We start from the raw sequence: 9126 nt of genomic DNA on the forward strand, positions 1-9126 counted from the left end.
ACCGACTCAACAACCAGCAGTACTTCTTTGCTCATCGTACGCCTCGCCTTTCGCAATCCATTGGATCCGCGCTATCCGCGCCACTTGCGGGGGATCCGCGCCTCAATCAAACCTGGGGATAATGTTGGCCTTGTCGATCATGTCGATCGGCAACAGGAATTCATGGTCATCCACCTGCACCACCACGTCCTGCTCTTCCACACCGCGCAGAAGGCCCTGAAAGTTGCGTCGCCCTTCAAAAGGTGAGCGCAGCTTGATCTTTACCTGTTCACCAGCGTGGCCGGCGAACTGTTCAAGAGTGAACAGAGGTCGATCCATCCCTGGTGATGACACCTCAAGGGTGTACTCGGCACTGATCGGGTCCTCAACATCGAGTACACCACTGATCTGCCGACTGACAATTTCACAGTCTTCGATCACCACGCCGTCAGGCTGCTTATCAATATAAATCCGCAGCAGAGAATGCCGCCCTTGTGACAGGAACTCGACACCCCAACATTGGTAGCCAAGAGCCTCGACTACCGGGGCCACCAAGGCCTGCAACTGTTCTAGCTTGCTCGACACCTGAACCCCTCGCGCATGCTGTAAAAATAAAAAATGGGCGAATCGCCCATCATCAAACCGTCCTCTAAAGGCCGGGAAAGCTGTCATCCAGCTAGCAAAAAGCCCCTTAAAAGGGGCTCCTCTGCAACTCAATGCGGGGACTGGTTTTATCCAGCCAGCTTCGGATTAAACACCCGAGGAGCGACTTTGCTGCTCAATCCCACATCAAAGCTGGGGCCGGATTATACGATCGAACCTAACAATGGGTCAATCGATGTTCCAGCAACAAGAAGGCCCGCATCGAGCGGGCCTTCCTGAAAATTGGTACCGAGGAGGGGACTCGAACCCCTACAGCCTATGGCCACTACCACCTCAAGGTAGCGTGTCTACCAATTCCACCACCTCGGCAAAATCATTACTTGCATACAACTTACTGAGTGTTACTGCTGCTCGGGAGCCTGAGGTACGTCCACCGCTTCATTAGCCGGCTTAGCTGCATCCAGAACAGGTACATCTTCAACAGCTGGCTTAGCCTGTTGCACTTCCAAGACCGCCGGATCAGGCAAACCAACCTGAGCCATACCATCAGCTTTGTCTTTAGCAAAGAACGCTAAGCCTAAGCTAGTCATGAAAAAAGCGGTGGCGAGTATAGCAGTAACTCGACTCAAAAAGGTAGAGGAACCTTGGCTACCAAATACAGTAGCGGAAGCACCCGAACCAAAAGACGCACCCGCATCTGCACCCTTGCCCTGCTGCAGCAAAACCAGCGCAACAACACCAATGGCACCCAGCAGATGAAGAACAACGATAACTGTTTCCAGCATTTTCTCAGCTTCCTGCGGCACGACAAATCGCACCGAACTCATCCGCATTCAGAGAGGCCCCACCCACAAGCCCCCCATCGATATCCGGCATACCGAACAACTCGGCAGCACTGGCGGCCTTCACGCTGCCACCATAAAGAATTCTTACCTTGCCAGCCAACTCAGGACTTTTCGCCGCCAACTGCGCACGAATCGCTGCATGCACTTCCTGCGCCTGCGCAGGCGACGCAGTCAAACCAGTGCCAATAGCCCAAACCGGCTCATAAGCGATAACCGCAGCGGAAAACACCTCGACACCCAAAGCATCAGTCACAGCAGACAACTGCGCCGCAACCACCTCAAGCGTCTGCCCCGCTTCACGCTGAGCCAGGGTCTCGCCGACACACAGCACTGGAAGCAAGCCCGAGGACTGCGCCACAGCAAATTTGCGCGTCACAACCTCATCGCTTTCGCCCAGCAGCAACCTACGTTCAGAGTGCCCCACCAATACCAGAGAGCAACGCAAATCCGCCAACTGACTTGATGCAACCTCACCCGTCAAAGCACCTTGCTGCAACTCAGTCGCGCAATTCTGCGCACCCACTGCCACAGCCTTGCCTGCCAGCCCATCAACAACCTGGGCTATATGCACGCAAGAGGGAAAAACCACAACATCCACACCGACAGGCAGGGCCTGCCGAGTGAGACCGTTGATCAGCTCTGCAACGCTGGCGCGGGTACCGTGCATTTTCCAGTTACCAGCAACCATTGGGCGACGCATGCTTTACCTCGTCGGTCAAAGAGGGCGCAGATGTTACCCAACAGATTCCCGAATGGCAAGCCGAATCAAGCACATACACCCGCAACAACTTTAGCCAACTCATCGGCATAGCCGCGAACCTGGCCTTCATCATCGCCTTCAACCATGACACGTACCAAGGGCTCGGTCCCAGATTTGCGCAATAACACACGACCGCGCCCCGCCATCTGCTCGGTCACTCGAGCACTGGCCTCCTGCACGGCAGGGTGCTCCAGCGGATCGACACCTCCGGCAAAACGCACATTCACCAACACCTGCGGACACTTCTGCATACCTAGGCGCGCCTCACCCAACGTCTGCCCACGACGCTTGAGCGCCATCAGCACTTGCAACGCTGCGATGATCGCATCGCCCGTGGTGGTGTGCTGCAGGCACAACAAGTGCCCGGAATTCTCGCCACCCAACTGCCAATTACGCGCCAGCAGCTCGGCGATCACATAGCGATCGCCAACCTTGGCCCGCGCAAAGGGAATACCCAAATCAGCCAAGGCTAATTCGAGCCCCAGATTACTCATTAACGTACCGACCACCCCACCCTGCAGCTTGCCGCGCTCCAGCAAATCGCGAGCAATGATGAACAGTAACTCATCACCATCCACCAGCGCACCGGAGTGATCGGCCATCAACACCCGATCCGCATCGCCATCGAAGGCGATACCCAGGTCCGCCTGCTGCGCCAACACCTCAGCCTGCAGCGCCTCGATATGCGTAGAACCACAGTTGTCATTAATGTTAAGGCCGTTTGGCTGCGCCGAAAGCACCGTGACATGCGCCCCCAACTCACGGAAGACACTCGGTGCAACCTTGTAGGCAGCGCCATGCGCACAGTCCACCACCACTTTAAGGCCAGCAAAGCTTGTACTGCTTGGCACGCTACTTTTGCAGAATTCGATATAGCGCCCAGCGGCATCATTGATCCGCGACACCTTACCCAACTGCTCGGACTCCACCACACTCATCGGCGTATCGAGCAACTCTTCGATCATCAACTCGATCTCGTCCGGCAACTTGGTGCCCTGCCCCGAGAAGAACTTGATGCCATTGTCATGGTGCGGATTGTGCGAAGCACTGATAACAATACCGGCCTCGGCATGAAAGGTGCGGGTCAGGTAGGCAATAGCTGGCGTGGGCATTGGCCCTAAAAGCATTACATCGGCACCTGCCGCAGACAAACCCGCCTCCAGGGCCGACTCAAACATATAGCCGGAAATTCGCGTGTCCTTGCCGATCAGGATGCGGCACTTGCCCTGCTTGCGGAACGCCATGCCAGCCGCCCAGCCAAGCTTGAGCATGAAATCCGGTGTAATGGGAAAATCACCCACTCGCCCACGGATCCCGTCAGTACCAAAATATTTTCTAGCCATCCCACCAATCCCTCTAACTTATTCTGCCGCTTCAACTGCGGCGATCATGCGCACCACATCAACCGTTTCTGCCACATCATGCACACGCAGGATGTGGGCTCCCTTACTGACAGCCAGAGCAGCCAGCGCCAGACTGCCATACAAGCGCTCACCGACCTCGTGACCCAACACCTTGCCAATCATGCTTTTACGCGAAGCACCCACCAGTAGAGGACGGCCCAGCGCATGCAGAGCCTGGACATGCTTGAACAGCGACAAATTGTGCGCCAAGGTTTTCGCAAAGCCAAAACCCGGATCAAGAATGATCCGCTCAGCGACAATCCCAGCTGCTGCGCACGCAGCCATACGCTCAAGCAAAAAATCACGCACCTCGACTACAATATCTGCGTACTGAGCCCCCTGCTGCATGGTGCTCGGCTCACCCCGCATGTGCATCAGGCACACGGGCAAGCCGCTATCGAATGCCGCATCGAGAGCACCATCACGCTGCAGTGAGCGCACATCATTGATAAGCCCCACCCCTAAGCGCGCGGTTTCTCGCATGACAGCTGGCGTCGACGTATCCACCGAGATAATCACATCCAACTCGGCAGCAATGGCCTCAACAATCGGCGCAACCCGCTCCAATTCCTCAACTGGAGAGACCGCGCACGCACCCGGGCGAGTCGACTCCCCCCCAACATCAATCAGCGTCGCCCCAGCCCGCCACATCGCCTCAGCATGACGCAAGGCCGCATCACGCTGACCGTAGCGCCCGCCATCAGAGAAGGAGTCTGGGGTAACGTTGAGGATGCCCATCACTTGCGGACGGCTTAAATCAAGAAACCGGCTGCCACAGGGCAGCCGGTTAAAGGTAGGAACAACAGACATGATGAACCTTAATGCTCAGCGGCAGGGCCACCAATGGGTTTTTCCGCAGATTCGGCTATCTCAACCGGAGCGGTTGGCGTGCCGTTATTGTCATCACCACCCTGCCAGCCCTTCGGATCACGCGGAGCCAGGCCCTTCATGATGTCTTCGATCTGCTCGGCGTCGATGGTTTCGTACTTCATCAGCGCTTCCGCCATGGCATCAAGCTTGTCGCGATTTTCCTGCAACAGACGCTTGGCAGTGCCATAGCACTCATCAATGATGCTGCGCACTTCCAGATCAATCAGCTTGGCGGTATCTGCCGAGACGTTGCTCTGCTGGCTTCCCATGCTGCGCCCCAGAAACACCTCACCCTCTTCTTCCGCATACATCAGTGGACCAAGCTTCTCAGACAAGCCCCACTTGGTCACCATGTTCTTAGCCAACTGAGTGGCGCGCATGATGTCGTTGGAAGCCCCCGTAGTTACGCCATCAAAGCCAAGGGTCATTTCTTCGGCAATACGACCGCCGAACAACGAGCAGATCTGACTGATCAGCGCACGCTTGGAAAGGCTGTAGCGATCCTCCTCTGGGAGGAACATGGTCACGCCCAGGGCACGACCGCGGGGGATGATCGAAACCTTGTAGACCGGATCATGCTCAGGCACCAAACGACCAACGATGGCGTGACCGGCCTCATGGTACGCCGTGTTGAGCTTCTCCTTATCGGACATGACCATGGTCTTGCGCTCGGCACCCATCATGATCTTGTCTTTGGCCAGCTCGAACTCTTTCATCTCGACCAACCGCTTGCCTGCACGCGCAGCAAAGAGTGAAGCCTCGTTGACCAGATTGGCCAGATCAGCACCCGAGAAGCCGGGGGTGCCACGAGCGATCACGGCCGGAGCAACGTCTTCGCCCATCGGCACCTTGCGCATATGCACTTTCAGAATCTGCTCGCGACCACGGATATCCGGCAACCCCACTACCACCTGACGGTCGAAACGACCAGGACGCAACAGCGCCGGATCAAGCACATCAGGGCGGTTGGTGGCGGCAATCACGATGATGCCGTCGTTCATTTCAAAGCCGTCCATCTCTACCAGTAGCTGGTTGAGAGTCTGCTCACGCTCATCGTGACCGCCACCCATGCCAGCACCACGATGGCGACCTACAGCGTCGATCTCATCGATAAAGATGATGCAGGGTGCGTGCTTCTTGGCCTGCTCGAACATGTCACGCACACGACTGGCACCGACACCGACGAACATCTCGACAAAGTCCGAACCCGAAATGGTGAAGAACGGCACTTTGGCTTCGCCGGCAACAGCCTTGGCAAGCAATGTTTTACCGGTACCTGGCGAACCAACCATCAGCACGCCGCGCGGGATGCGACCGCCGAGGCGCTGGAACTTGCCTGGATCACGTAGAAATTCAACCAGCTCGCTGACTTCCTCCTTGGCCTCGTCGCAACCAGCGACGTCAGCGAAGGTGGTCTTGACCTGATCCTCGGAGAGTAGACGCGCCTTGGACTTGCCGAAGCTCATCGGCCCACCCTTACCGCCCGCACCGCCTTGCATCTGGCGCATGAAGAACATGAACACGGCAATAATCACCAGGATCGGGAAGCTGGCAACCAACAACTGGGTCCAGATGCTTTGCTGCTCAGGCTGCTTGCCGACGATCTCGACGTTGTTGTCCATCAAGTCCTTGATCAGACCGTTGTCCTGAATCGCCGGACGCACAGTCTCGAACGGCGAACCATCGATACGCGTGCCACTGATGGTGAAACCATCCACGGTCACGCGCTTGACGCTACCGCCCTGAACCTGCTGGATAAACTCCGAGTAGTTGAGTTTGTTCGACTCACTCGGGCTGGAGAAATTGTTCATCACCGTCACCAAGACAGCGGCGATGATCAGCCACAGGACCAGATTCTTTGCCATGTCGTTCAATTAACTACCCTCTGAAGCAGGCCCCGTGCCGAAGCGCACTTCGCATGACGACCAGTTATGTACCGATCTAACTTACTACACAACGCCCACTCCTGGCAGACGCCGTCTGTAACCCTTTATTTGTTCCAGGACCACAAGACCCAGAAACAAACCGCTATCTCAGCGCTAACCATCAAATGCCGCGGAAACCACGCGCCAACAAATACTGCTCACGCGAGCGATCGCGCGAAGAAAGCGGCTTGCGCATCTGCACCTTATCGAACATCTGGCGCACCTGTTTGTGGTACTGGTCGAAACCTTCGCCCTGGAAGATCTTGATCAGAAAGTCACCACCGGGCCGCAAGACTCGCGCCGACAGATCCAGAGCCAACTCACACAAGTACATGGCGCGCGGCTGATCCGACTCCCTTACACCACTCATATTGGGGGCCATATCGGAAATCACAAGGTCCACCTGATTATCCCCGATGGCGTCGAGTATCCGGGCAAACACCGCATCATCAGTAAAGTCGCCCTGAATGAAAGTGACATCAGGGATGCTGTCCATCTCCAGAATATCTGACGCGATCAGGCGACCTTTGTCACCGATCACCCGACTGGTGACCTGCGACCAACCTCCAGGGGCCGCACCCAGATCGACTACAGTGATACCAGGCCTGAGGATGCGATCCTTCTCCTGGATCTCCAATAGCTTGTAGCTGGCGCGCGAACGATAGCCATCCTTCTGCGCCATTTTGACGTAGGGGTCGTTGAAATGCTCTTTCAGCCAACCTTGACTGGTCTTGGAACGGGCCACGCAATACCTCGAACTGTGCAACGCATGAATATCTGGGCGGCCCCGAGGACGCTCGGGTAAACTAACTGCCGTTTTTTACCAGATTAAATGCAGGAATCAGATTATGCCGCTCACTCAAGAGCAGAAGAAACAATTCAAATCTATCGGCCACCACCTGAAGCCTGTATTGATCGTGGCAGACAATGGTTTGACCGAAGGTGTGCTGGCTGAACTGGAGCGCGCACTGAGCGATCATGAACTGATTAAAGTGCAATTACGCATCATCGAACGTGAAGATCGCCTGGCCGCCATCAGCGAGCTGTGCAAAGCCGGCAATGCCGAGACCGTACAGGTGATCGGCAAGATGGCACTGATCTACCGCAAGAACCCCAAGGTGAACAAGAACCTGTCCAACGTGCATCGCCACCAGGGCTGATGCATATGCATGGCAAGGCGCACAACGTCTTGCCATGCACTGCCCAGACTAGTGCTTGCGTCGCAATCGATCCGGCACCGGCTGCAACACCAGCAACAAACCACAGAATGCCATCACCAAGTAACTGAACATCAACCAGAGTTCAGGCTCCGGCAACAGCAGGCGCACTGCAAAATAACTACCGGCCATAACCGCCACAATCAGCAGTAGCTGACCGCGCATATCACGCCAAAGACTGCTCAATCGCCCCGCACGCAATAAAACCAGCACCTGCACGGCCACGCAGCTAGCGCTCAGACCGACCAACAATGGGCGCAGGGTATTACTGATTTCTTCTACCAGCAACGACGCCAGCCCCATCTTGCCAATCGCAGGCAGCAACAAAAAATGCAGCAACCACAGGCCGCCAACCCAGAGTGTCTGGGCAAGCAGCCAGCTGATTGCACCGGCATCCCGCGCACCGGGCTTAGAGATGGCGAACCTCGACGATCTCATATTCGAGCGCGCCACTGGGCGTCTGCACGACCACCACATCCCCTTCGTTCTTGCCGATCAAAGCACGCGCGATGGGTGAGCCAACGGAAATTTTGCGTTGCTTGATGTCCGCCTCGTCTTCACCAACGATCTGGTAGACCACACTTTCATCGGTCTCGCAGTTAGCGATCTCCACAGTGGTACCGAAAATCACCTTGCCGGTGTGCTCAATAGTGGTGACGTCAATGATCACCGCATTCTGCAGACGCCCCTCAATGTCACGGATACGCGCCTCAACCATGCCCTGCTGCTCGCGTGCGGCGTGGTATTCGGCGTTCTCCTTGAGGTCACCCAGCTCGCGCGCCGTGCCGATGTCCTGACTGAGCTTGGGGCGCACCACCTTGGTCAAATGCGCCAGCTCTTCTTCCAGGGCGCGTGCGCCCTGAACGGTCATGGGGTATTTGGTCATGCCTTGATTCCTGCATGCAGATCCTGCAGCCGGCGCACGGTCTTCTCGGGACCGAATTTCAGCGCCTCGCAGATCGCCTGCCCCGCCGCGATGGTGGTGGTGCAGTAGATCTTGTGCTGCAGAGCGTTACGACGGATGGAGTAGGAGTCAGCGATGGACTGACGGCCTTCGGTGGTGTTGATGATCAGGGTGACTTCGTCATTCTTGATCATGTCGACCACATGCGGACGGCCTTCGGTCACCTTGTTTACACGACGCACTGGCAAGCCAGCCGCCTCAATCAGCTTGGCGGTGCCGGCAGTGGCGACCACTTCAAAGCCCAGACCGATCAGGTCACGGGCCACGTCCGCCACCAGCGGCTTGTCGTCGTCACGCACACTGATGAAGGCACAACCAGAGTTCGGCAGAATTTCGCTGGCGCCCAGCTGGGCCTTGGCGAAGGCTTCACCGAAGGTATCACCGACCCCCATCACTTCACCGGTGGATTTCATCTCTGGACCGAGAATCGGGTCGACACCTGGGAACTTGGCGAACGGGAATACCGCTTCCTTGACGCTGAAATACGGCGGGATGATTTCCTGGGTGTAACCCGCTTCAGCCAGGCTCTTGCCCGCCATAACGCGGGCAGCCACCTTGGC

10 protein-coding genes, 1 tRNA gene and 1 pseudogene are annotated in these 9126 nt (G+C 56.6%); 1 reads left to right on the forward strand and 11 read right to left on the reverse strand.

All coding sequences use genetic code 11. From position 1 onward, the window contains the following. Positions 1-102 precede the first annotated feature (102 nt). The 8 genes from rimP to rlmE form a co-directional block, all read right to left on the reverse strand. On the reverse strand, positions 103-564 hold the full coding sequence (gene rimP, locus DBR00_RS15525) for a ribosome maturation factor RimP (RefSeq protein ID WP_108489550.1): 462 nt from the start codon (positions 562-564) through the stop codon (positions 103-105). Between the two features lie 301 nt (positions 565-865). Continuing rightward, positions 866-951, reverse strand: a tRNA-Leu gene (locus DBR00_RS15530). Positions 952-983: 32 nt separating this feature from the next. After that, the gene (secG, locus tag DBR00_RS15535) at positions 984-1367 is read right to left on the reverse strand and encodes a preprotein translocase subunit SecG (protein WP_108489549.1); all 384 of its coding nucleotides are present in this window, start codon (positions 1365-1367) and stop codon (positions 984-986) included. 4 nt (positions 1368-1371) lie between these two features. Beyond that, a complete protein-coding gene (gene tpiA, locus DBR00_RS15540; protein ID WP_108489548.1) occupies positions 1372-2127 on the reverse strand; it encodes a triose-phosphate isomerase in 756 nt (251 codons plus the stop codon). 65 nt (positions 2128-2192) lie between these two features. Next, positions 2193-3530 (reverse strand): phosphoglucosamine mutase, encoded by a 1338-nt coding sequence (glmM, locus tag DBR00_RS15545; RefSeq protein WP_108489547.1) that lies wholly within the window; start codon positions 3528-3530, stop codon positions 2193-2195. Positions 3531-3548: 18 nt separating this feature from the next. Continuing rightward, positions 3549-4400, reverse strand: coding sequence for a dihydropteroate synthase (folP, locus tag DBR00_RS15550; protein ID WP_108489546.1), 852 nt, complete (start codon positions 4398-4400; stop codon positions 3549-3551). 8 nt (positions 4401-4408) lie between these two features. Further along, the gene (gene ftsH / locus DBR00_RS15555; RefSeq protein WP_108489545.1) at positions 4409-6325 is read right to left on the reverse strand and encodes an ATP-dependent zinc metalloprotease FtsH; all 1917 of its coding nucleotides are present in this window, start codon (positions 6323-6325) and stop codon (positions 4409-4411) included. 181 nt (positions 6326-6506) lie between these two features. After that, entirely contained in the window at positions 6507-7130 is a 624-nt protein-coding gene (rlmE, locus tag DBR00_RS15560) for a 23S rRNA (uridine(2552)-2'-O)-methyltransferase RlmE (RefSeq protein WP_108489544.1), read from the reverse strand. 103 nt (positions 7131-7233) lie between these two features. Here rlmE and yhbY point away from each other — a divergent pair, with 103 nt between their 5' ends. After that, complete coding sequence (gene yhbY, locus DBR00_RS15565) at positions 7234-7545, forward strand: ribosome assembly RNA-binding protein YhbY (RefSeq protein ID WP_108489543.1); 312 nt, start codon at positions 7234-7236, stop codon at positions 7543-7545. Positions 7546-7593: 48 nt separating this feature from the next. Here yhbY and DBR00_RS15570 read toward each other — a convergent pair whose 3' ends face one another. From DBR00_RS15570 to carB, 3 genes and pseudogenes are all read right to left on the reverse strand, one after another. Then, complete coding sequence (locus DBR00_RS15570) at positions 7594-8040, reverse strand: DUF4149 domain-containing protein (protein WP_108490543.1); 447 nt, start codon at positions 8038-8040, stop codon at positions 7594-7596. Continuing rightward, a complete protein-coding gene (greA, locus tag DBR00_RS15575; RefSeq protein WP_108490542.1) occupies positions 8012-8488 on the reverse strand; it encodes a transcription elongation factor GreA in 477 nt (158 codons plus the stop codon). Before greA ends, DBR00_RS15570 begins: the two co-directional genes overlap by 29 nt. Next, positions 8485-9126 (reverse strand): annotated as a pseudogene (carB, locus tag DBR00_RS21140) (carbamoyl phosphate synthase large subunit); the annotation flags it as partial. The pseudogene carB and the gene greA, both read right to left, overlap by 4 nt.

The sequence above is a fragment of the Pseudomonas sp. HMWF032 genome, from assembly GCF_003060885.1.
Taxonomy (GTDB): domain Bacteria; phylum Pseudomonadota; class Gammaproteobacteria; order Pseudomonadales; family Pseudomonadaceae; genus Aquipseudomonas.